Source organism: Stenotrophomonas sp. 21LCFQ19, from assembly GCF_056861425.1.
In genome coordinates this window covers 383,340-405,799 of the sequence record NZ_JBSPUF010000002.1, presented here as the reverse complement: position 1 = coordinate 405,799, position 22,460 = coordinate 383,340, and the positions used below count along the sequence as shown (strand labels likewise).

At 60.9% G+C, this 22,460-nt stretch carries 12 protein-coding genes; 4 read left to right on the top strand and 8 right to left on the bottom strand.

The genetic code is table 11. The annotated features are described in order from the left end of the window. Positions 1-730: 730 nt before the first annotated feature. Both AC13FW_RS04005 and AC13FW_RS04000 read right to left on the bottom strand, forming a co-directional pair. Entirely contained in the window at positions 731-5,827 is a 5,097-nt protein-coding gene (locus tag AC13FW_RS04005; RefSeq protein ID WP_482988254.1) for an Ig-like domain-containing protein, read from the bottom strand. A gap of 169 nt (positions 5,828-5,996) precedes the next feature. Next, a complete protein-coding gene (locus AC13FW_RS04000; protein WP_482988253.1) occupies positions 5,997-6,185 on the bottom strand; it encodes a hypothetical protein in 189 nt (62 codons plus the stop codon). Positions 6,186-6,493: 308 nt separating this feature from the next. Here AC13FW_RS04000 and AC13FW_RS03995 point away from each other — a divergent pair, with 308 nt between their 5' ends. Both AC13FW_RS03995 and AC13FW_RS03990 read left to right on the top strand, forming a co-directional pair. Continuing rightward, complete coding sequence (locus AC13FW_RS03995) at positions 6,494-8,869, top strand: type I secretion system permease/ATPase (protein ID WP_482988252.1); 2,376 nt, start codon at positions 6,494-6,496, stop codon at positions 8,867-8,869. 62 nt (positions 8,870-8,931) lie between these two features. Then, positions 8,932-10,110 carry an HlyD family type I secretion periplasmic adaptor subunit gene (locus AC13FW_RS03990; protein ID WP_482988251.1) on the top strand — a complete coding sequence of 393 codons (1,179 nt, stop codon included), beginning with the start codon at positions 8,932-8,934 and terminating at the stop codon, positions 10,108-10,110. 437 nt (positions 10,111-10,547) lie between these two features. On the opposite strand, the gene acnB is transcribed toward AC13FW_RS03990, so the two are convergent. The 3 genes from acnB to AC13FW_RS03975 are packed head-to-tail and all read right to left on the bottom strand — an operon-like array spanning position 10,548 to position 13,811. Then, the gene (gene acnB, locus AC13FW_RS03985; RefSeq protein ID WP_482988250.1) at positions 10,548-13,139 is read right to left on the bottom strand and encodes a bifunctional aconitate hydratase 2/2-methylisocitrate dehydratase; all 2,592 of its coding nucleotides are present in this window, start codon (positions 13,137-13,139) and stop codon (positions 10,548-10,550) included. 40 nt (positions 13,140-13,179) lie between these two features. After that, positions 13,180-13,578 carry a type II toxin-antitoxin system VapC family toxin gene (locus tag AC13FW_RS03980; protein ID WP_282271408.1) on the bottom strand — a complete coding sequence of 133 codons (399 nt, stop codon included), beginning with the start codon at positions 13,576-13,578 and terminating at the stop codon, positions 13,180-13,182. Next, the gene (locus AC13FW_RS03975) at positions 13,578-13,811 is read right to left on the bottom strand and encodes an AbrB/MazE/SpoVT family DNA-binding domain-containing protein (protein ID WP_282271410.1); all 234 of its coding nucleotides are present in this window, start codon (positions 13,809-13,811) and stop codon (positions 13,578-13,580) included. Before AC13FW_RS03975 ends, AC13FW_RS03980 begins: the two co-directional genes overlap by 1 nt. A gap of 368 nt (positions 13,812-14,179) precedes the next feature. Between AC13FW_RS03975 and acnA the strand changes: the two genes are divergently transcribed. Beyond that, positions 14,180-16,942: an aconitate hydratase AcnA gene (gene acnA / locus AC13FW_RS03970; protein ID WP_482988249.1), complete on the top strand. Its 2,763-nt coding sequence runs from the start codon at positions 14,180-14,182 to the stop codon at positions 16,940-16,942. 241 nt (positions 16,943-17,183) lie between these two features. Here acnA and AC13FW_RS03965 read toward each other — a convergent pair whose 3' ends face one another. After that, complete coding sequence (locus tag AC13FW_RS03965) at positions 17,184-17,633, bottom strand: nuclear transport factor 2 family protein (RefSeq protein ID WP_482988248.1); 450 nt, start codon at positions 17,631-17,633, stop codon at positions 17,184-17,186. Between the two features lie 105 nt (positions 17,634-17,738). Between AC13FW_RS03965 and AC13FW_RS03960 the strand changes: the two genes are divergently transcribed. After that, on the top strand, positions 17,739-19,421 hold the full coding sequence (locus AC13FW_RS03960) for a long-chain fatty acid--CoA ligase (protein ID WP_482988247.1): 1,683 nt from the start codon (positions 17,739-17,741) through the stop codon (positions 19,419-19,421). A 131-nt stretch (positions 19,422-19,552) separates the two neighbouring features. Here AC13FW_RS03960 and AC13FW_RS03955 read toward each other — a convergent pair whose 3' ends face one another. Both AC13FW_RS03955 and AC13FW_RS03950 read right to left on the bottom strand, forming a co-directional pair. Beyond that, entirely contained in the window at positions 19,553-20,212 is a 660-nt protein-coding gene (locus AC13FW_RS03955; RefSeq protein ID WP_482988246.1) for a single stranded DNA-binding domain-containing protein, read from the bottom strand. A gap of 545 nt (positions 20,213-20,757) precedes the next feature. Beyond that, a complete protein-coding gene (locus AC13FW_RS03950; protein WP_482988245.1) occupies positions 20,758-22,281 on the bottom strand; it encodes a calcineurin-like phosphoesterase C-terminal domain-containing protein in 1,524 nt (507 codons plus the stop codon). Between the last annotated feature and the right edge of the window lie 179 nt (positions 22,282-22,460).

The window sequence follows — 22,460 nt, the reverse complement described above, 5'->3', positions numbered from 1 at the left end:
GCTCGTAGCCAACGTAAGCACAACGCACTCGGGATTGTTCGCGCTGGAAGAGCATATTGAGCAGAATGTCACCTCGAGTGCGCCGTGCTCGGCAGCGCTACAGATACCTTGTGATACCCAAATCTGCGGCTTATCAGCCCCCCCGAAGCGGGCGCTGTGGACGGTGGAAGACAGTCCAGCAGCCAACCGCGCAAAGTCTCAACGCGATGATTGAATCCATCTCCGAAAGCCTAGCCGGTGCGCCCGCGGTCAACAGGGGCCTGATCAGGTGCTCTACATCCCGCACCAAGGCAGGCGATGCTGCAAGCAACCCTTCCCTCGGTTAATTGCCACGTATCAAGCAAGTTCGGCCTCAGCCGGTAGGCGCGAAACGAATCCGCGGGCACGGCTCGAACAGCGCGGACACATCCCCCGGTGCGCCGAAGCATGCAATCAACGAAAGTGATCCTACCGCCAAGGCGATGCCCGCTTGGCCTGTGCAAGTCAGAAGGGACTCAAGCAACGGCCCGCGGACTGCAATCAGCCACTAGCGCCAATAAAGGTTGCCGCTCCTGCGGAGCTCAGCCTCCATACCCAGTGGTGCCCACATCACTGGGAGCATCGCGCCCTGCACCGCGTGCTGTTGGCGACGCCGCCCCCGCCGTTACAGCGCTTGCTACCACACGAACTCTGTAGCTGGCGTCATTCTCAGCAACTGGCAGCGGCCATGAACTGCCGCTGCCGCACTCCATCAGCAGGCTTCCAGCTGGTAATCCTGCGTATCCAACGCGGACCCATATCCAGGATTTGGATAAAAATCATTTACCACAGTCACGTTCCTTTCGCACGGCGACATCGACGATGCGAATAACTCTTCGTCTGCCGTCACCAGAACATCCGATACGCCTACGGCTACCGCGGCAACAGAGAACGCGCCAGCCCCCACGGCCGTCGAGTTGCTCACCGATACGCTCACGCCCTGCTGCACCAGCAATTCCGCAGCCAGGGATGAGTGCTGGAAAGCTTCGTATATGACCCCATCGATCACAATAGCGGCACCCTTCATCCAATCACCATGATCGACACCACCGACGAGAAGATCGCTTAGATTTACCCTGTCACCCGGATTACCCTTGACCATCATCTGCACGCGAGCCGCATCGCCAGCATGGAAGATGTCCGTGCCACCATTGCGTAGAACGTCCGAAAGATTCAGCGTCAGAACATTATTTCCTGAACCCGTCAGATCAATGACCTCGACTGAACTGATCTTGGCACCCGCCGCCGTCAGGTCCAGCACATGATTGGTACCCAGAAGCTTCAAGGTGTCCGTCCCAGCACCGCCATGAACAGCCGCAGCAGCCTGTCCAAAGTATGTTTGCGCGTACTGCGACATGGACACGATGTCATCCGCTCCTGAACCATAAAATGTCTCTGTCAGGATATCGATCAGATTGCGGTCGCGCTCATCCGCAGCATGTGTCGCCACATACTGACTGAAGGAATCCAAGGTCACGCTTGCGCTCATTGCGACCACGGTGAACGAACCGATATCCGCCAAGCCGCTCTTGCTCCAGTTGAAGATTGCAACATGTCTCGCGGTGGCATCGCCAAAGACGGCCTGCTGGTGAAGAATGTTTCCGTCGACGTCAAACACGCGAATCTGGACGCCCAGGGCGTTCTCAGCGCCGCTCAGCCGCAGCACAATCTGATCCGCGGGCTTGCTCAGTGTAAACGTTGCGTTTGCCTGTACGGGATCAATCAAAGTCAAGCCAGCCAGGCTGCTGATTGTGGCAGCCGTCTTCGTCAAGCTACCGGTCGTCGTTATGATGAAGCCATTGCCAGCGTAAACATCATCCACTGGCGCAAGCTGCAACGCGTCACTCAGTAGAGCGCGCGTATATGTTCCAACTACGCTGTACGGTGCCGACGGCGCGCCGATGGCACCGTCCTGACTGATGATCCGCGCGGTTACCTCGAAGTCGTAGTTGTAGCTCGCCGTGGAGTACGTAACTGCCGCAGGAATATTCAGGATGACGTAGCCATTGCTGATGTTCAACGGTGTCAGCACCTGATCGTACGTACTGGTTCCCCACTGGATATGCACGTTGTCGCCCGCCTTGGCACCGGTGGCGGTCAGCGACACAGTCATCTCCGAGCCATCCTTCGCCGAAACCGACGTATAAATGTTCTCTGCTTCGGGAATACGGGTGATGACTGGTGCTGCAGGAGCTTCGATCAATGTCACATCCTGTGCCAGCACCGGGGTACCATGGGTCACGCCATCACTAACGCGCACCTGAATCTTCCAGCTACTGGAATGGCGGGACATGTCAAGGAAGACCCAGTTTTTGCCATGCGTCACTGCGTCCAACCAGGTCTTTCCGTCATCCACTGAGACCTGCACCTTGAGGCCACTCGCCAGGTGCTGGGAGAGAGTTCCCGATACCTCCCGCCCTGCAGTTCCATCGGCGGTCAGGAAATCTCCCTGCAGTCCTGTGTCCTTGGCAAACGTGTCTATGTTCAGCAGATTGCGAGCATCTGACGGCTCCAGAACGATGTGCAGGTTGGCCGATTGCGAGGCACCCGTGGTGTCCAGTGCCATGTAACCAAAGGTCTCGTTCTTTGGGCTTTCGCCATGGTAGAGCTGAACGAACCTGGATCTGTACGTGTAGTCGCCTGCATGGTGGACGCTGATCCCATACATATGGACCTGCAGGGTTCCACTCTCGGTGGTGATACTGAGCAGGCCGGTTTCCGGCTCATAGACACCTTTCACTTCTGCACGGACGTTCGTCATCACCAGCGAGTTGTTCGGCGCAATGTGGAACATCCCCCCGTCGAAGGTGATCTGGGTCAAGTACTCATTGCCATCCCGCGTCAGCTTGACATCGTTGTCGAGTAGATTTCCGGAGATGCTGTCGCCGATCACCGAACCAAGCAACATGTCCGGCACCATTTCTGGCGAAGGCACATCGATGGCCTTTCCTCCTGTGGCCAACCAATGAAATGAGTATTCATGCCCCGGATAGAATGGAGTCACGCAGATCGGGCTGGATACGATGGGCGTTCCCAAAACTGCACCACCCGTCGGATTCAACAGCATTGCCTGCCAATTCTCTGCGACCACCTGCGACAGCTTGTTTCCGGCATCACCGAGAATGAACACCTGGTTCGGTCCATCGCCCGCTAAATACTGCGCTTTGATGCTGTTCGCTGCAGCTTGAACTGTCTTGTCGTAGCTCGTACCACCATTGGCGTAGAACGAGCTCACCGCCGCGAGGTACCTCACGTAGTCAGCATCATCTTCGCTACTGAAGGTGTACGTAACCGGCGTGTTGTTGTTCATGCTCAACAACGTCAACGTAACTGTCTGCCCTCCGTCTGAATCAAGGCACTCTGCAGCCAGCCGTCTCAAAGCTGCCTGCACGGACCGTATTGGCGCCCCTGCCATACTTGACGAATCATCGACCACCACAATCATGTTGAAGTTCGTCTCCGCAGGGACCAGTACGCGCGGATTGTCATCGCCACTCTGTGCGACTACGAAGTCGAATCGATCTGATGGCACGCTGAGGTTGCCCGCAACACCCATCGACTCCGCAGTAAGCCCGTGTGCGCCCTCTGCGAGGTTCAATTGCGGTGTAAACATCCAAACGCCATCTGCACCCGCCAGAACGCGACCAATCTCGTTTCCGAAATCCCTGATGATGACAGTGCTGCCGGCTTCCGCCGTGCCGCTGATATCTGGGCGGGAATCATCGGTTACCTCCCCCATCGCCAGGCTTCCGGTCTTGCTACCAGTATCATCGTAGACACGATCAATGGTCGGCGTCGCGCCGGCTACGGTTCCGACAACGATCTCGAAGACCTCCGAAAATTCGCTCAGATTGCCTGCCGCGTCTTCGGCAGCAACGCTGAGTACATGCTTGCCATCAACAAGCGCTGCATCCGGCGTGTACATCCATCTTCCACTGGCGTCGACAACCACGCTTCCCAGACGCACGCCATTGCTATGGATATGTACCATGCTGCTGGCTTCAGCCTTGCCGAGCAAGGTCGGCATGTTGTCATCGGTGATTGCACCATTCTCCAGCCTGCCCTGCAGCATACCGACGTCGTCCATCACCTGTTCGATGCTCGGCTTTTCGGGTGCAGTCACATCCACTGTCAAGTTGAATGGTCTGCTGCGCTCGCTTTCCCCCTTGGCAACCAGGGTGACGGTTGCATGGAAGCCGTGCAGGCCTTCACTCAATGGATCATCCGGAGTGAACTGCCATGTTCCATCGACATCGGTTTCGGCCTGCCCCAGCAGTACACTGCCTTCGTAGATGTTGACGATCCCCCCTGCCGTGGCCGTGCCGAACAGAGTGGGCCGACTGTCGTCGGTTGTGCCACCACTGAATACCTCGTCAATCACACCACCTACGTCATCTTCTGCATAGTAGATGTTGACCTTCTCAGGGCGGGTATCCACAACGAACTCGGACAAGCCCGTGCGCTCGCTCGCATTTCCCGCGCGATCAACCGCGGCATAGCTCAGAATATGCAGGCCATCGGCCAAACCGGAATCTGGCGTAAAACTCCACTTTCCGTCGGCATCAACCACCGTGCGACCGATCTCCCTGCCTTTGTCATAGACGATCACCGTGACATGGGCTTCAGCACTTCCGACGATGGTTGGACGATCATCGTCAGTGATCATGCCGTCGATGATGCTGCCGGTGATGCGGCCCTGGTCATCGTGCATGGCAACAACAACCGGCGCTTCGGGAGCTGTCCGATCCACGAATATCACATATGGATCCGAGAAATCACTGACGTCACCATCCGGGTACTCGTGAATGATGCTGAGCACATGGCGACCATCGAAAAATGGCAGATTTGGCCTGAACGCCCATTCACCACTTGCATTCGAGACCGCCTCACCAATCAGCTCCACACCTCGGTAGATGTATACCACCACGCCCGGATCAGCCTTGCCCACGATAGTTGGCCTGCCGTCATCGGTGTAACCACCCTTCTCAATCACTCCCTGAATCGCACCCTCACCATCCAGAATGGCGTCGATGGCCGGGGTATCGTCGGTAGAAAAACCTGCAGCGGAACCATTGGTCTGTGCATTGAACTCGGCCCGGATCCATCGCATTGAAGTCAGTTCAGCGCTTGCGGCTGGATTTGCAACCGGACCAGCAGCCGCAGCGGCAGGATTGTCGAGAGCAATCACATCGTCCGACGCCATCGATCCGCCAACGGCGGGCTCTTGGCGGCAACCATATGAAGCAGCGGAAACTTCTTCCACTGCTCGATTGTTCGCCCCCAGCGAAATCTCGACCTGGTCGTCAGCAGCAACATTCTCAGCTGTTCCAAGTAAAAATCCCGCAACCATTGCAGGCACTGCCGGCATCGCACTGCCAATCGCCGCGTCGCTACCGCCTGTGTTCTCAAAGGTGGTCAAGGTGACTTCGGAGCTCGCGACGCCGAGAGAAATCATTGAGGTTGCACCATCGCCCATGTCCGCGACAGTGACGTGACCATTCGCGGTGATGGCTTGATAGTCCGCATACCTGCCATCGACACCAAGACCCTGCAGTTGCCCCAGACACGCATAGAAGTCTTCGATTACAAAGGACGCAGGTGCAGAACCATCCGCTTTGTGCTGCAGGGCCAGGCTATCGCCAATTCGAGTGACATTGATCTCAGCCGCGCTTGGCCAGGTCTGGCTCTCCAGTACATAGCGGGCACCTTCGACTGCTTTGATACGCGCAGAATTTCCAATCGCACCAGTTACGAACCGCTGCGAGCTGATCACAGACCCACCACCAATCACCGATATCATCGCCGTCATGTTCGCTCACCCATTATTGTTGACCACGAAAAGTTTCACTAATGGCTCCTGGATACTGGAGACCGACCGAGATATCCGCAGCTTTCTCGCCGAACTGACAGATCATCAGTTTCGGTCGCGAAACCAGAACACTGATGCTCCCATCAAACGTAGCCATCACTTCGAACGATCACTGATGAAGCAGCTTCGGAACAGCTACCGATTGCGTCATCGGCAGTTCGCACAGTGCGCCACGACAATAGGCTTCAAGACCAAGCCCCCATATAGGGATAGTCCTGAAGATCGAATCAAGAACAGCTGCGCGCACTACATCAACCGTTGTGACGATAAACATCAACATGCGCTGACCGACGTCCATCATTGGCTTCCGCGCGAAAGTCCGTTACGCCCGTTGCTGCACTCCAGCCCGCCGGCAAACTTCACGCGAGTTCGACTTCCAGCACTGAGCTGAAATCCAACGCAACAGCACGGGCATTTCTGCGCTCTGCAAGAACTGGAAATCGGACCCGCACCTGGCGCCAAACTGGCAGCGCGCATTTGGGACCGTTCCTATTCGCCAACAACCTGATCAACCCCAGACTTCCGCTCCTTGTCGAGCGCGGAATTTGATCGCACTCGTGGATAGCTAGCATCTGCCATCGCAGATGCCACCACTCTGGATCTGCCATGACCAATACAAGCGCAGCGGCTGACAAAGCAGCAGCGGCGACACAAGACCAGGCAAGCACCGAAGACACATTGCTGCAGAGTGTTTCCTGGATGTGTGATCACTACGGCGTGAGCCGCAGCCCTGCCGCGTTGGTCGCCGGCTTGCCGTGGAACGGCACGCTGTCGTCCTCACTGGCATTGCAGGCATTGAGCAACGCCGGCCTGACCGGTGGCGTGGTGAAGCGTCCTCTGGCACAGCTGCCTTTACAGGTGATGCCGATCATCCTTCTGCGCAAGCAGCAAGGCGGCTGTGTTTTGCTGGACCGCAGGGAGGTAGACGACGAGGAGAACAAGCGCCAGCTGCACTACACGGTCATTCTTCCAGAAGTCTCCGCGGAGCCCATTGATCTACCGCATGACGACCTGCACGCGATCTATGCCGGCCACGCCATCTTGGTAAAGCCCCGCGCGCATGTGGACAATCGTGCCGGCGACGCGCTGCCGGCGACCAAGGGACACTGGCTGTTCAGTACCTTGTGGCGCTACCGTCGCTATTACCGTAGCGCCGCCATCGCCGCGGTACTTGCGAACGTGCTGGCGTTGGCCAGCATTTTCTTCACCATGAACGTCTATGACCGTGTTGTGCCCAACCAAGCCTTCGTCACGCTGTGGTCACTGGGCATCGGCGTAATCATCGCCATGGTATTCGAGGCCGTCATCCGATTTGTACGTGCGCACCTGTTGGATGTGGCCGCAAAGAAGGCAGACCTGGTGCTCGGCGCCTTGCTGTTCCGCCAGGCTTTGTCAGTGAAGATGGAGCATAAGCCGGCTTCGTCCGGCAGCTTCGCCAACCAACTGCGCGAATTCGAATCGGTACGCGACTTCGCCACCTCGGCAACCCTGGCTGCGATCTCGGACCTACCATTCGTGCTGATGTTCGTCGGCGTCATTTTTGCCATTGGTGGCCCACTGGGCTGGATACCGCTGATGATCCTGCCGCTGATCATCATCATTTCGTTGAGCATCCAGTGGCCGCTGGCCAGAGTGATGAAGGAGAACCTGCGTGAGTCTTCGCTCAAGCAGGGTGTGCTTATCGAATCCATTGAAGGCATGGAAACGCTCAAGTCCACGGGCGGTACTGCCAACATGCAGCGGCGTTGGCAGCACTTCAGTGCCCTGCAGTCGGCCACCTCAATGAAGTCCAGGCGCCTGTCCAGCATCGCAACGGGCACTGTCACCCTGCTGCAGCAGTTGCAGACCGTGGCACTGGTCATCACCGGGGTCTATCTGATCACCGCTGGTACGCTCAGCATGGGAGCGCTGATCGGCACCGTCATGCTGGCCGGCCGTGCAACAGCACCGCTTGGGCAGGTGATCGGCCTGGCCGTGCGCTTCCAGCAGGCAAAGGCCGCGCTGGAATCGTTGAACAAGCTGATGGAGATGCCGCTGGATCGCGACCCGGCCAGGGACTATCTGCCGATGCCAAATCTGAGTGGACAAATCGCACTGAAGAAGATTGGCTTCTCCTATCCCGCTCCACCCATGCAGCCCAACCCCCCGGTACTCACCGATATCAATCTTTCCATTACACCCGGTGAGCGCATTGCCATCCTAGGCCGCATAGGCAGTGGCAAGTCGACCTTGTTGCGGGTGATGTCGCGCCTGTACTCGCCGACCGAAGGGCAGATATTCACTGACGGCCTGGATGTCGAACAGATTGACCCGGCCGATTGGCGCAAGGCGGTCGGCTTCGTCAGCCAGGAAGCACGTTTGTTCCACGGTACTTTGCGCGAAAACGTGATGCTGGGCTGTCCGGATTCCAGCCTGGATGAGTTCGTGCGTGTATTGCGCTTGACTGGCCTCGATCGGTTTGCCGCTTCACATCCGCGCGGCGTCAACCTCCCCATAGGAGAGAATGGCGATGGCGTATCCGGCGGACAGCGCCAGCTGATTTCATTGGCCAGGACCCTACTCGCCCGTCCGCGCCTGTTGCTGATGGATGAGCCGACCAGTGCAATGGACACCCAGACCGAGGCCCAGTTCCTCGAACACCTGCATCGTGCAACCGAAGGCCAAACACTGGTGGTGGTTACCCACCGACCTTCCTTGCTCAGCCTGGTAGAACGGGTGATCGTGATGGAAAACGGTTGCGTTGTTGCCGATGGACCGAAGGCCAATGTTCTCGCTGCGCTCGGCACCAACACCAATAGCGGAGTACGCACGCCGGGCGCTGCACCAGCAACTGCGACCACCGCTACTGGTTCTCCTGCAACGTGCGGCGCTACCGTTCCGGGCGCGGGAAAACCCACGACATCAGTTGGCACTGCGCCCTCGATCCGGCCTGCGCCGGCACGTGTCCGTCATGGAAAACCTCAGCAACAGGAGGTGCGGTGATGCTGCACTGGAGGAAACCCAGCAAACACACTGGATCTATCAGCGCTGACGATGCGGCGTTCATGGACGATGTCGCCGAATCCCTGCTCGCCCAGACCACGCCGGGCTCGCGCATCGTCACCTACCTGGTGCTGTTGGTTCTGCTTGTCGGCATCACCTGGGCACATTTCGCCCGCGTGGAGGAGATCACCAAGGGTGAAGCCAAGATAGTCTCCAGGAGTCGTGAACAGATCATCCAGAGCTTGGAAGGCGGCATCCTCGCAGACATGTCCGCGCAGGAAGGCGACGTGGTCGAGCGCGGCCAGGTATTGCTTAAGATCGATCCAACCCGTGCCAACGCAAGCTACCGCGAAGCCCTGAGCAAGGTCATCTCACTGAAGGCCACCATCGCCCGCCTGCGCGCCGAAGCTTATGGCGAGCCATTGGTATTCGATGCACAGGTCAGCGAATTCGAAGAAGAAGTCGCCAGCGAAACCCGTGCATTCAACGCCCGTCGCCGCGCGTTGGAAGAAGGTGTCGCCTCGCTTGAGCAGAGCTACGCCCTGTCGATGCGCGAGATCGGCCTCGCCCAACCGCTGGCAGCCAAGGGTCTGCTATCGGATGTGGAACTGTTGCGCATGCGCAGGCAGGCCAACGATATCCGTTCGCAGATCGTTGAACGCCGCAATCGCTATCGTTCGGACGCCAACTCCGAATTGGTCAAGCTTGAGATGGAACTCTCGCAGACCAGCGAGAACCTGGTTGGCCGCGCCGATGTGGTTGAGCGCACAACCATTACCGCACCGGTACGCGGTACGGTGAAGAACGTGCGGGTCAACACCGTTGGAGGTGTGATCCAACCGGGCGAGCATATTCTGGAGATTGTTCCGCTTGAGGATCAGCTGTTGGTGGAAGGCAAGATCCGTCCATCCGATGTGGCCTTCCTGCGACCTGGTTTGCCGGCAACCGTGAAGATCACCGCCTATGACTACGGCATCTATGGCGGCCTGAGCGGAACCGTCGAGCTGATCAGCCCAGACACCTTGAAAGACGAAGAGAAAGGCGCAGCCGGCCGCCCGGATAGCACCTACTACCGGGTGACCGTGCTTACCGACAAGAGCGCACTGGAGGCTGGCGGGAAGGAGCTACCCATCATCCCAGGCATGATCGCCTCGATGGAGATTCGCACCGGCGAGAAGACTGTACTGGAGTACCTGCTCAAGCCAGTACTGAAGGCACGCGAAGCATTCCGCGAGCGGTAATCGCCGCAGGCAGGCACCACCTTGCGTGGTCCCGGCAAGCACAGCGCGACTGGGGCTCCCCAGGTACTTTCCGCCAAGAACGGTACCTCCCAGCCGCGCTGTGCTTCCCCGGGCCACGCAGGGTTTTCTGCGTTTGTAGGAGCGGCGTCAGCCGCGAAGCTGGGGGCAACGAAGAACCGTGCACCCCGCAACCTGCCAATCCATCAGCTTCGCGGCTTACGCCGCTCCTACAAGGCTGCAAGTTCTGTTTGTGAGAGCGGCGTCAGCCGCGATGCTGGGGCAACAAAGAACCGCACACTTTGCAATCTGCTGGTGCATCGGCTTCACGGCTGACGCCGCCCCCACAAAAACAACAACAGTTACTGGTGTTCTTCGGCAACAAAAAACCCCGGCTTACGCCGGGGTTCTTCGTTCAACCTTTACTGCCCAACAACAACTCAGGCGTTGACCGAATCGGCAACGTCCTTGTAATCGCTGATCTGGTCGAAGTTCATGTAGCGGTAGATCTCGCTGCCAGCTGCATCCAGCACGCCAACGTCGGCCATGTACTCTTCCTTGGTCGGGATGCGACCCAGACGCGAGCAGATCGCGGCCAGCTCGGCCGAACCCAGGTACACGTTGGTGTTGCGGCCCAGGCGGTTCGGGAAGTTACGGGTCGAGGTCGACATCGCGGTGGAGCCTTCGCGGATCTGTGCCTGGTTGCCCATGCACAGCGAGCAACCCGGCATTTCCATGCGCGCGCCGGCGGAACCGAAGGTGCCGTACACGCCTTCCTTGGTCAGCTCGGAGGCATCCATCTTGGTCGGCGGTGCAACCCACAGACGGGTCGGGATGTCGCGCTTGCCTTCCAGCAGCTTGGCGGCGGCACGGAAGTGACCGATGTTGGTCATGCACGAACCGATGAACACTTCGTCGATCTTGGCACCGGCAACTTCGGACAGGGTCTTCACGTCGTCCGGGTCGTTCGGGCAGGCCACGATCGGCTCATGGATGTCGGCCAGGTCGATTTCGATGACGGCGGCATACTCGGCGTCGGCATCACCCTGCAGCAGTTCCGGGTTGGCCAGCCATGCTTCCATCTTCTCGATGCGGCGGGCCAGCGAACGTGCGTCCTGGTAACCCTCGGCAATCATCCACTTCAGCAGGGTGATGTTGCTGGTCAGGTACTCGATGATCGGCTCCTTGTTCAGGTGCACCGAGCAACCAGCGGCCGAACGCTCAGCCGAGGCATCGGACAGTTCGAACGCCTGCTCGACCTTCAGGTCCGGCAGACCTTCGATTTCCAGGATGCGACCGGAGAAGATGTTCTTCTTGCCAGCCTTGGCCACGGTCAGCAGACCGGACTTGATCGCGTACAGCGGAATCGCGTTGACCAGGTCACGCAGGGTCACGCCCGGCTGCATCTTGCCCTTGAAGCGCACCAGCACCGACTCCGGCATGTCCAGCGGCATGACGCCGGTGGCAGCGGCGAAGGCGACCAGGCCCGAACCGGCCGGGAACGAGATGCCGACCGGGAAACGGGTGTGCGAGTCACCACCGGTGCCGACGGTGTCCGGCAGCAGCATGCGGTTGAGCCAGCTGTGGATCACACCATCGCCCGGACGCAGCGAGACGCCGCCACGGGTGGAGATGAACTCCGGCAGGGTGTGGTGGGTCTTGACGTCCACCGGCTTCGGGTAGGCAGCGGTATGGCAGAACGACTGCATCACCAGGTCGGCCGAGAAGCCCAGGCAAGCCAGGTCCTTCAGCTCGTCACGGGTCATCGGACCGGTGGTGTCCTGCGAGCCCACCGAGGTCATCTTCGGTTCGCAGTAGGTGCCAGGGCGCATGCCCTTGCCTTCCGGCAGGCCACAGGCGCGACCAACCATCTTCTGTGCCAGCGAGTAACCCTTGCCGGTGTCGGCCGGCTGCACCGGCAGGCGGAACAGGTCGGTGACCGGCAGACCCAGCGCTTCACGCGCCTTGGCGGTCAGGCCACGGCCGATGATCAGCGGAATGCGGCCACCGGCGCGCACTTCGTCGAACAGCACGTCGCTCTTGACCTGGAACTCAGCGATCACTTCGCCGTTCTTCAGTGCCTTACCGTCGTAAGGACGCAGCTCGACGACATCGCCGTGCTCCATCTTCGACACGTCCAGCTCGATCGGCAGTGCGCCGGCGTCTTCCATGGTGTTGTAGAAGATCGGCGCGATCTTCGAACCCAGGCACACGCCGCCGAAGCGCTTGTTCGGAATGAAGGGAATGTCTTCACCGGTGAACCACAGCACCGAGTTGGTGGCGGACTTGCGGCTGGAGCCGGTGCCGACCACGTCGCCGACATAGGCAACCAGATGACCCTTGTCCTTCAGCGACAGGATTTCCTGGATCGGGCCGCGCTTGCCGTCTTCTTCCGGCACGAACGGCGCATCGGGACGCTTGTTCTTCAGCATCGCCAGGGCGTGCATCGGGATGTCCGGGCGGGTGGTGGCATCCGGAGCCGGCGACAGGTCGTCGGTATTGGTTTCGCCCGGCACCTTGAACACGGTGATGGTCAGGCTCTGCGGCACTTCCGGCTTGCTGGTGAACCACTCAGCGTCGGCCCAGCTCTGCAGCACGCCCTGTGCATTGGCGTTGCCGGCCTTGACCTTTTCCTGCACGTCGTGGAATGCGTCGAACACCAGCAAGGTGTGCTTCAGGCCTTCAGCAGCGATGGCGCCGACTTCGGCGTCGTCCAGCAGCTGGATCAGCGGCGCGACGTTGTAACCGCCGAGCATGGTGCCAAGCAGTTCGGTGGCGCGCGCACGGCCGATCAGTGCGTTCTTCTCGCTGCCGAAGGCAATCGCGGCCAGGTACGAGGCCTTGACCTTGGCGGCGTCATCGACACCGGCCGGCACGCGGTTGGTGATCAGGTCGAGCAGGAACTCGGCTTCGCCAGCCGGCGGGTTCTTGAGCAGCTCGATGACGTCGGCCGTCTGCTGTGCAGTCAGCGGCAACGGCGGGATGCCAAGCGCGGCGCGCTCGGCTACGTGGTGGCGGTAGGCTTCCAACATGACAACTCCCGGGTGTAACGGTTAAAGAATGGATGGGCTCTCAGGCTTGCGGCACGATCAGCTTCAGGCCCTTGAAGTAGTCGCGATAAAACGTGTCGTTCCAGGTGATCAGGCCATCGCACTGCAGCAGTGCATGCGCACCCACCATGAAATCGTCGATGCGGCGTGTATCGCCGCTGCGCTGCCGGTGGCGGCGATGCATCTCGCCGGCACGCAACGCGGATTTGGCTTCCAGCGGATTGAAATGGACGCCCATTTCTTCCAGAGCGCCCTGCACCTCGGCGCCGCCGCGCAGTGATGCGCAGATCTCGGCCAAGGTGGTACCGCAGAGGACCACCCGGCCACCGACCAGCGCCTGCCGCAGGCAGGCCTCCACCGCGTCGGCACGTGGGCCGTCGCTGAGCAGCTCGATCAGGACCGGGGAATCAACGGCGATCATCATGCCTCGCCGGCCTCGTCACGGACGGTACGCACGGCCTGTTCGGCCGACTCGAACCCGTCGAGGGCGAACTTGCCGCGGGCGCGGGAAATGGCGTCATCCACGCTCTTGCGCAGGATGATGCGGCTGCCCTCCAGCTCGACCTTGAGCTGGGTGCCCTTGGTCAGGCCCAAAGCGTCGCGTACGGCCTTGGGCAGGGTGATCTGCCCGCGTTCAGCTACGGTGGCTTCCATGGGACCTCCAATGAAGTATGTACGAATTATACATACTTCGGCCGGCATACCCCAGCCAAACCCCAGGAAGCCGCCCCACGGTCGGCTGAGCTTCACCTGTAGTGGGGGGGGGGGGGGGGGGGGGGGGGGGGGGGGGGGGGTCCGCGCCACCGCGCCCCCCGGCCGCGCCCCCCCACTACAGTCGCCGCGCTCCGTTACATGCGCGCAACACGCCGTTGCCTAAACTGTGGCCAGCACCCATGCGCCCGACAACGGATGCTTCGTCCATACTCGGACCAGTATTCACCTGACAGGGCCCATGGCTCTGAAAAGCCCGCGCAGCGCCCCGGCGCCACCGCAAGCCATCTGTACCAAGAGGAGTCAGCTGTATGAGCGATACATTCTCCACCCGTAGCCAACTGGAGGTTGGCGGCCAGCAGTACACCTACTGCAGTCTTCCCAAGCTCGGCCAGAAGTTCGACATCTCCCACCTTCCCTACTCGATGAAGATCCTGCTGGAGAACCTGCTCCGGCACGAGGACGACGGCCAGACCGTCGGCCCGGACCACATCGAGGCGGTTGCTCGCTGGAACCCCAAGGCCGAGCCGGACACCGAAATCGCCTTCATGCCGGCGCGCGTCGTGCTGCAGGACTTCACCGGCGTGCCCTGCGTGGTCGACCTGGCCGCCATGCGTGACGCCGTCACCAAGCTTGGCGGCAAGGCCGAGCAGATCAACCCGCTGATTCCCTCCGAACTGGTCATCGACCATTCCGTGCAGGTCGACGTGTTCGGGCGCCCTGACGCGCTGGACCTCAACGGCAAGATCGAGTTCCAGCGCAACCAGGAACGCTACAGCTTCCTGCGCTGGGGCCAGAAGGCCTTCGAGAACTTCAAGGTGGTGCCGCCAAACACCGGCATCGTCCACCAGGTGAACCTGGAAAATCTCGCCCGCGTGGTGATGGAACGGCAGATCGACGGTGCCAACTGGGCCTTCCCTGACACCGTGTTCGGCACGGACTCGCACACCACCATGATCAACGGCATCGGCGTGCTCGGCTGGGGCGTGGGCGGCATTGAGGCCGAGGCCGCGATGCTGGGCCAGCCTTCATCCATGCTGATCCCGCAGGTCGTCGGCTTCAAGCTGACCGGCAAGTTGCCCGAAGGTACCACCGCCACCGATCTGGTGCTGACCGTCACCCAGATGCTGCGCAAGCTCGGCGTTGTTGGCAAGTTCGTCGAATTCTATGGCGAGGGCCTGCAGCACCTGCCGTTGGCCGACCGCGCCACCATCGCCAACATGGCCCCGGAATACGGCGCCACCTGCGGCATCTTCCCGATCGATGCCGAGTCGCTGAACTACCTGCGCCTGTCCGGCCGCAGCGATGCACAGATCAATCTGGTCGAAGCCTATGCAAAGGCCCAGGGCCTGTGGCACGACGCCAACAGCCCGCATGCGCAGTACAGCGCCACGCTGGAACTGGACATGGCCGAGGTCAAGCCGTCGATGGCCGGCCCCAAGCGCCCGCAGGACCGCGTACTGCTTGAAGACGTGCACAGCAACTTCAGCGAAGCACTGAAGGGCCTGACCAGTCACCGCGAGCAACGCAATGGCGATGTCGCCGACTTCATCAACGAAGGCGGCGGTGCTGCGGTGGGCAATGAGCAACTGGCCAAGGGCCATGCCGACATCGTGATCAACGAGCAGCCCATGCGCCTGAAGGATGGTGCGGTGGTCATCGCTGCTATCACTTCGTGCACCAACACGTCCAACCCGGCGGTGATGCTGGGTGCCGGCCTGCTCGCGCGCAATGCGGCACGGCTGGGGCTCAAGGCCAAGCCGTGGGTCAAGACCTCGCTTGGACCGGGCTCCCGCGTCGTCACCGACTATCTGGAAAAAGCCGACGTCCTGCCGGACCTGGAGAAGCTCGGCTTCTTCGTGGTCGGCTACGGCTGCACCACCTGCATCGGCAACTCCGGCCCGCTGCCCACCGAAGTCAGCGCCGGCATTGCCGCCGGTGACCTCGTGGTGGCCTCGGTGCTGTCGGGCAACCGCAACTTCGAAGGCCGCGTGCATCCGGAAGTGAAGGCCAACTACCTGGCCTCGCCGCCGTTGGTGGTCGCCTATGCGATCGCCGGCACGGTCCGCATCGACCTGAGCAAGGAGCCGCTGGGCAAAGGCAGCGATGGCCAGGACGTCTACCTGCGCGACATCTGGCCCAGCAACAAGGAAATCGGCGACACCATCGCCGCCACCGTCGGCCCGGAGATGTTCAAGCAGAACTACGCTGATGTGTTCAAGGGCGACACCCGCTGGGCGCAGATCGAATCGCCGGAAGGCCAGGCCTACGAATGGAATGGTGATTCGACCTATATCAAGAACCCGCCCTACTTCGACGGCATGACCATGCAGGTCGGCAGCATCAGCGACGTCCATGGCGCACGGGTGATGGGGCTGTTTGGTGACTCCATCACCACCGACCACATCTCCCCGGCCGGCAACATCAAGAAGGATTCACCCGCCGGTCGCTTCCTGCAGTCGCGTGGCGTGCAGCCGGCCGACTTCAACAGTTACGGCAGCCGCCGCGGCAATGATGATGTGATGGTGCGCGGCACCTTCGCCAACATCCGCATCAAGAACCTGATGTTCGGCGGCGAAGAAGGCGGCAACACGCTGTACTACGCCCCGGGCAGCAACACCGGCGAGAAGCTGGCGATCTACGACGCAGCAATGAAGTACAAGGCCGATGGCGTGCCATTGGTAGTGCTGGCTGGCAAGGAATACGGCACCGGCTCCTCACGCGACTGGGCGGCCAAGGGCACCAACCTGCTCGGCGTCAAGGCGGTGATCGCCGAGAGCTTCGAGCGCATCCACCGCTCCAACCTGGTCGGCATGGGCGTGCTGCCGCTGCAGTTCCATGACGGCGAGAACGCGCAGACCTTGGGCCTGGATGGTTCGGAGGTGTTTGATGTGACCGGGCTGGACGATGGCAAGGCCAAGACTGCAACGGTTACCGCGACCAGGGCCGATGGCAGCAGGAAGAGCTTCACCGCCAAGGTGCTGCTGCTGACGCCGAAGGAAGTGGAGTACTTCCGTAATGGTGGCTTGCTGCAGTACGTGTTGCGGCAGCTGGCGGCGAAGAAGGTTGCTTGATCTGCGTCGTTGAATGTTGAGTTGGAAGAACGCCCCTGTTGGGGCGTTCTTTTTTGTTGCATTTTTGCGGCGAGAAGCAAGAGCCCCCCTCCCCAGCCCTCCCCTTGGCTGCGCCAAAGGGAGGGGGCAAGAGCAGCCCCGCTTGTCTCCCTCCCTTTGGCGCAGCCAAGGGGAGGGCTGGGGAGGGGGGCTGTTGCGCTCCAAAGCTCCAAAGCCTTCAACCACCTACCAAGACAGCAGCTCACCCTTCCCCACCCACCGGCGCCCAATCCGCGCTATACACCTGCCACTCCCCATCCTGCTCGCGCCACCCAGTGACCACTTCCTGCATCTGCCCACGCTCGGGCAGCAGCCCTTGGTTGCCGCCGGTCAGCAGCACGGTGAAGCGCACCGTCGCAGTACCACCCTCGCCCATCTCCACCCGCAACGGCCCGGTCTGCACACCCACCTTGGCATTGAGCAACAACTGCCCACGCAGCAGACGCTCCATCCCGGCGCGGTCCAGCCCCTCGTTGCCCACGAAGTCTTCGGACACCCCCTCCATGAAGCCACCGGGCTTGCCGGCCTCCACGCTTTTTTGCATCGCAGCAAAACTTTCGCGCAGACGCTGTTCCGGTGGTTCGCGGCCGCAAGCGGCCAGCAAAAGCATGATCACCGCACAAAGCATGCAGTTGAAGACTGATCGCATCATCTATCCCTTCGCCTTTTCAATTCGGAACGGTATGCTGGCAACAATAACGCCGGTGCCCGATGATCGGGCCTGACCACTAGATCATTCCATTTCCTGGAGGGGAAGATGACGCAAGAACGTCCTTGGCTGCAGAGCTACCCGGCTGGTGTGCCGGCTGAAATCGACGTCAACGAATTCCACTCCGTCGCCGATGTCTTCAATGCCTCGGTCGCCAAGTTCCGTGATCGCCCGGCCTACTCCAACTTCGGCAAGGTCCTGACCTATGGCGAAGCGGACGTCCTGGTCACCCAGTTCGCCGCCTACCTGCTGGGCGAGCTGCAGCTGAAGAAGGGCGATCGCGTTGCGGTCATGATGCCCAACTGCCTGCAGTACCCGATCGCCATTTTCGGCATCCTGCGCGCCGGCCTGACCGTGGTGAACGTCAACCCGCTGTATACCGCACGCGAACTCAAGCACCAGCTGGTCGATGCCGGCGTCTCCGTGCTGCTGGTGGTCGACAACTTCGGCGAGACCGTGCAGCAGGTCATCGCCGATACGCCGGTCAAGCAGGTCATCACCACCGGCCTGGGCGATATGCTCGGCTTCCCCAAGGGCGCCATCGTCAACTTCGTGCTGAAGTACGTGAAGAAGATGGTGCCGGATTACGACCTGCCCAAGGCCATCCGCTTCAAGGATGCGCTGAAGCTGGGCAAGCGCCACAGCATGCCGGTGGTCGAGGTGGACCACGAGGACATCGCCTTCCTGCAATACACCGGCGGCACCACCGGCGTGGCCAAGGGCGCGATGCTGACCCACCGCAACCTGATCGCCAACATGCAGCAGGCCTCGGCCTGGATCAGCGCCTCGGGCGTCAAGCCGGGCGAGGAAGTGATCATCACCGCGCTGCCGCTGTACCACATCTTCGCGTTGACGGCGAACGGTCTGGTCTTCATGAAGCTCGGCGGCCTGAACTACCTGATCACCAACCCGCGTGACATGAAGGGCTTCGTCAAGGAGCTGAAGAACAACCGTTTCACCGCCATCACCGGCGTCAACACCTTGTTCAACGGCCTGCTCAATACCGAAGGCTTCGACGACGTCGACTTCTCCAACCTCAAGGTTGCGCTCGGCGGCGGCATGGCCGTGCAGCGCGCCGTGGCTGACAAGTGGAAGAAGGTCACCGGCGTCACCCTGGTGGAAGCCTACGGCCTGACTGAAACCTCACCGGCTGCCTGCATCAACCCGCTGGACCTGAAGGAATACAACGGTGCCATCGGCCTGCCGATCCCGTCCACCGAAGCCTGCGTCAAGAACGACGATGGCCAGATGGTGGCATTGGGCGAAGTGGGCGAACTGTGCATCCGCGGCCCGCAGGTGATGAAGGGCTACTGGCATCGCCAGGACGAGACCGACAAGGTCATGGACGCCGATGGCTGGTTGCATACCGGCGACATGGCACGCATGGACGAGAACGGCTTCTTCTATATCGTCGACCGCAAGAAGGACATGATCCTGGTGTCCGGCTTCAACGTCTACCCGAATGAAATCGAAGACGTGCTGGCAATGATGCCGGGCATCCTGGAAGTGGCGGCCGTGGGTGCGCCCAACGAGAAGTCGGGTGAGGTGGTGAAGGTGGTCATCGTCAAGAAGGACCCCAACCTCACCGAGGAGCAGGTGAAGGAATTCGCCCGCGCCAACCTGACCGGTTACAAGCATCCGCGCATCGTCGAGTTCCGCAAGGAACTGCCCAAGACCAACGTCGGCAAGATCCTGCGCCGCGAGCTGCGTGACGCCAAACCGGAAGCTTGATGCTTCAGGCGTGATCGCTGAGAGCCTCCCCGGAAACGGAGAGGCTTTTTGTATCTGTGATCTGATCACCGGCTCGCCCTGGTCGCCTTTTGCAGCGTGCTGCTCATCTGCGACCCCCGACGTTCGTTGCTTTAAAGGCGCATGCCTTCGCGGGACTCCTCGTCCCAACTGCCTGCTGCGGGGACAGGCACGATTGCCGTAGCGCGCTCGTCTGACCCGACAAGCGTCAGCGACATCGCTGCGATGGCGGTAACCGTCCCGCCCGCATCGCCACGCGAAATCCGATGACCGGTACTGCGTGGCTGATCAACCACCTGCTGCTGTGGCAGCTCCACCACAGTGCCGCGTACGGCCACCCGATCACCGGTGCGAAGCCGCGAGCCCATGCGCATGGTGAACTCTGCCTCGGCCGGCATGTTGATCGCGGTGTCGTAGCCCTGATCCAGCACGAACACCCCATCGGATGTAGCCGGATTGCCATCACCCTCGTCCTGCAGGAACCAACCGATGGTGGGCGTGCCACGATCACCTTCGCCCAGGGTTTCCTTGAGCTCCTGACCGATGTCGTCGCTGTCGCCCATCAGGTTGCGCACCACGATGCCCTCGACCAATACCTCACTGCCAAGCAGCGGGCTGCTCGCACCCTGACCTTGCACCTGCCCGATCAGCTTGCGCGCGGGATCCATTGGCTCTACATGGAATTGGCTGCCGGGCAGCGGAAAACCGCAGCCGGCCGTAGCCAATGCCATGCCGAGAATCGTGGGTTTGACTACTGCTGTCTTCCAACGCATGACGTGCGTGCACCCTGCTTTGTTGTAGGAGCGGCGTCAGCCGCGAAGCTCGTAGATTGTCAGATTACAAAATACCCGAACCAGACGCGTCCCCGGCTTCGCGGCTCACGCCGCTCCTACAAACACCAGCCGGCCCGCTATCCGGCGAACTGCTACCGCTTGTGGGAGCGGTGTGAACCGCGAAGCTCGTAGATTCTCAGATTACAAAACACCTGATCCAGACCCGTCCCCGGCATCGCGGCTAACGCCGCTCCTACAAACACCAGCCGGCCCGCTATCCGGCGAACTGCTACCGCTTGTGGGAGCGGTGTGAACCGCGAAGCTCGTAGATTCTCGGATTACAAAACACCTGATCCAGACCCGTCCCCGGCTTCGCGGCTAACGCCGCTCCTACAAACACCAGCCGGCCCGCTATCCAGCGAACTGCTACCGCTTGTGGGAGCGGTGTGAACCGCGAAGCTCGTAGATTTTCAGATCACGAAAAGTCCTGGCCACGAAGCATTGTCTGCTTCGCGGCTGACGCCGCTCCCACAACAGCCCTGTTGTCAGGGCTGTGCGGTTTGCAGCCGGTAGCTGGCCTGGCTGCGGTACTCCACGCCATTCAATGTAGTCCGCACTTCCACCGCATGCTCACCTTCACTGAGCTTGGTCGGCAATGCAGCACGCCACAGATGACTGGATGGCACGGCCTCCGGCGAACGGTCGTAGCCACGCAGCTCACTGGCCAGATCGTCGGCGATGTTCTCCACCAGCAAGCGCGGGTCGGCCTGCTTGACCTGCTTCATCGGCTGCCATTCACCGCCATCGACACGGAACTCCACCGGCAGGCCTTCATAGCCCATGAAGACATTGGCGTAGATGCCCCAGGCCGGGTACGCGCCCTGCCGCAGTACCTTCGGTGCATGCAGAGCGATCTGCTGGTCCGCAGGCGCGCGGGCAACCCGGTACTCGACGCTGTACTGGCCTTGCGGCCGCACATTGAGCAGGCCGTAACCATTGGGCGTACCGTCGGCCATGGTGGTGTCGGGAATGCCCTGCGCGTCCTTCACTCCGGACCAGAACGCCCCACAGGCCGCGCCAACATTGTATTCGTGCAGCGGCTTGGCACCGTTCCACCCCTGCGCGGCTCCCCAGAACACCTGACTCTGGTTGTGGGTATGACCGCTGACGATCAGCGGATGCGGCACCTGTTCCAGCAGCTTGAACAGACGGGCGCGATCTTCCGCACGGTAAACGTGGTCGAACAGCGGGATATGGAAGCCCAGCACCACCAGCTTGTCTTTCGGGATGGTCGGCAGGTAAGCCTCAAGGAAGGCGAACTGATCCTCGCGCAGACCGCCGACATAAGCAGGCTTCTGCCCGGGCTGGGCGATGATGTCATCCATGCCGATGAACACCATCGAGGCCTCTTCCCAGGCGTAGGTATCCGGGCCGAGCTGGCGATGGAAGCTGACCAGCGAATCAGCATCGCTACTCGCGCCAACGTCCATGTCATGGTTACCTGGCACGTGCAGCCACGGCACTCCCAGCGAGGTGACCGCCTTGGTCAACGCGGGGTAGAGGCTGGGGTCGTCATTGGTGATATCACCAAGGGTCATGCCCAGGCGCGCCTGATGCTTGCCGCGCAGCGGTTCAATGATGTCACGCTCGAAGTAGCCGACATCCAACTCGGTGCTGGTCTGGCTGTCAGCCAGCAACAGCGCCTGGAAACTGCTCGGTGGGTTCTTCTCCAGCTTCAGCGCGAACGGCCGGCACAGCTGGTCGCCCTCGCCCACCTGTGGCCGCCAGATGTCCGGCAGGCCATCGCCGCGCTTGAGCGCGCTGTAACCGGCCGGCTTGATGATGAAGATATTGGGCTGGTTGGAGGCGGGCAGCCGGTAGCGGCCATCCTTGCCGGTGCTGACGATGTGCTCGCCGTCGGAGACGCGGATGCCCGCCAGCGGCTTCTCGCCTACGTCCTGCTGGCCATTGCCGTTGCTGTCGAGGAAAACCACGCCGTCGGCGCAGGAGGCGCTGGCGGCAAATGGCACGCATGCCAGCAGCAGGGCGGTCAGCAGGGATGGGCGCATGGAGTCCTCGACGACAATGGGCAGGCGCCCATTATCGCCCCGGGATGCTGCAAAGGCATTGCGGCAGGTGGCGGCGGCACGGTCTTTGTAGGAGCGGCGTAAGCCGCGAAGCCAATACATCTTCCGATCGCAAAGATCCTGGGCCACGAAGCATTGCCAGCTTCGCGGCTGACGCCGCT

What these genes read in the sequence shown, in the direction of transcription:
- AC13FW_RS04005 (WP_482988254.1), bottom strand. Translation starts at nt 5,827, where the DNA reads ATGACGGCGATGATATCGGTGATTGGTGGTGGGTCTGTGATCAGCTCG.
- AC13FW_RS04000 (WP_482988253.1), bottom strand. Translation starts at nt 6,185, where the DNA reads ATGGACGTCGGTCAGCGCATGTTGATGTTTATCGTCACAACGGTTGAT.
- AC13FW_RS03995 (WP_482988252.1), top strand. Translation starts at nt 6,494, where the DNA reads ATGACCAATACAAGCGCAGCGGCTGACAAAGCAGCAGCGGCGACACAA.
- AC13FW_RS03990 (WP_482988251.1), top strand. Translation starts at nt 8,932, where the DNA reads ATGGACGATGTCGCCGAATCCCTGCTCGCCCAGACCACGCCGGGCTCG.
- acnB (WP_482988250.1), bottom strand. Translation starts at nt 13,139, where the DNA reads ATGTTGGAAGCCTACCGCCACCACGTAGCCGAGCGCGCCGCGCTTGGC.
- AC13FW_RS03980 (WP_282271408.1), bottom strand. Translation starts at nt 13,578, where the DNA reads ATGATCGCCGTTGATTCCCCGGTCCTGATCGAGCTGCTCAGCGACGGC.
- AC13FW_RS03975 (WP_282271410.1), bottom strand. Translation starts at nt 13,811, where the DNA reads ATGGAAGCCACCGTAGCTGAACGCGGGCAGATCACCCTGCCCAAGGCC.
- acnA (WP_482988249.1), top strand. Translation starts at nt 14,180, where the DNA reads ATGAGCGATACATTCTCCACCCGTAGCCAACTGGAGGTTGGCGGCCAG.
- AC13FW_RS03965 (WP_482988248.1), bottom strand. Translation starts at nt 17,633, where the DNA reads ATGATGCGATCAGTCTTCAACTGCATGCTTTGTGCGGTGATCATGCTT.
- AC13FW_RS03960 (WP_482988247.1), top strand. Translation starts at nt 17,739, where the DNA reads ATGACGCAAGAACGTCCTTGGCTGCAGAGCTACCCGGCTGGTGTGCCG.
- AC13FW_RS03955 (WP_482988246.1), bottom strand. Translation starts at nt 20,212, where the DNA reads ATGCGTTGGAAGACAGCAGTAGTCAAACCCACGATTCTCGGCATGGCA.
- AC13FW_RS03950 (WP_482988245.1), bottom strand. Translation starts at nt 22,281, where the DNA reads ATGCGCCCATCCCTGCTGACCGCCCTGCTGCTGGCATGCGTGCCATTT.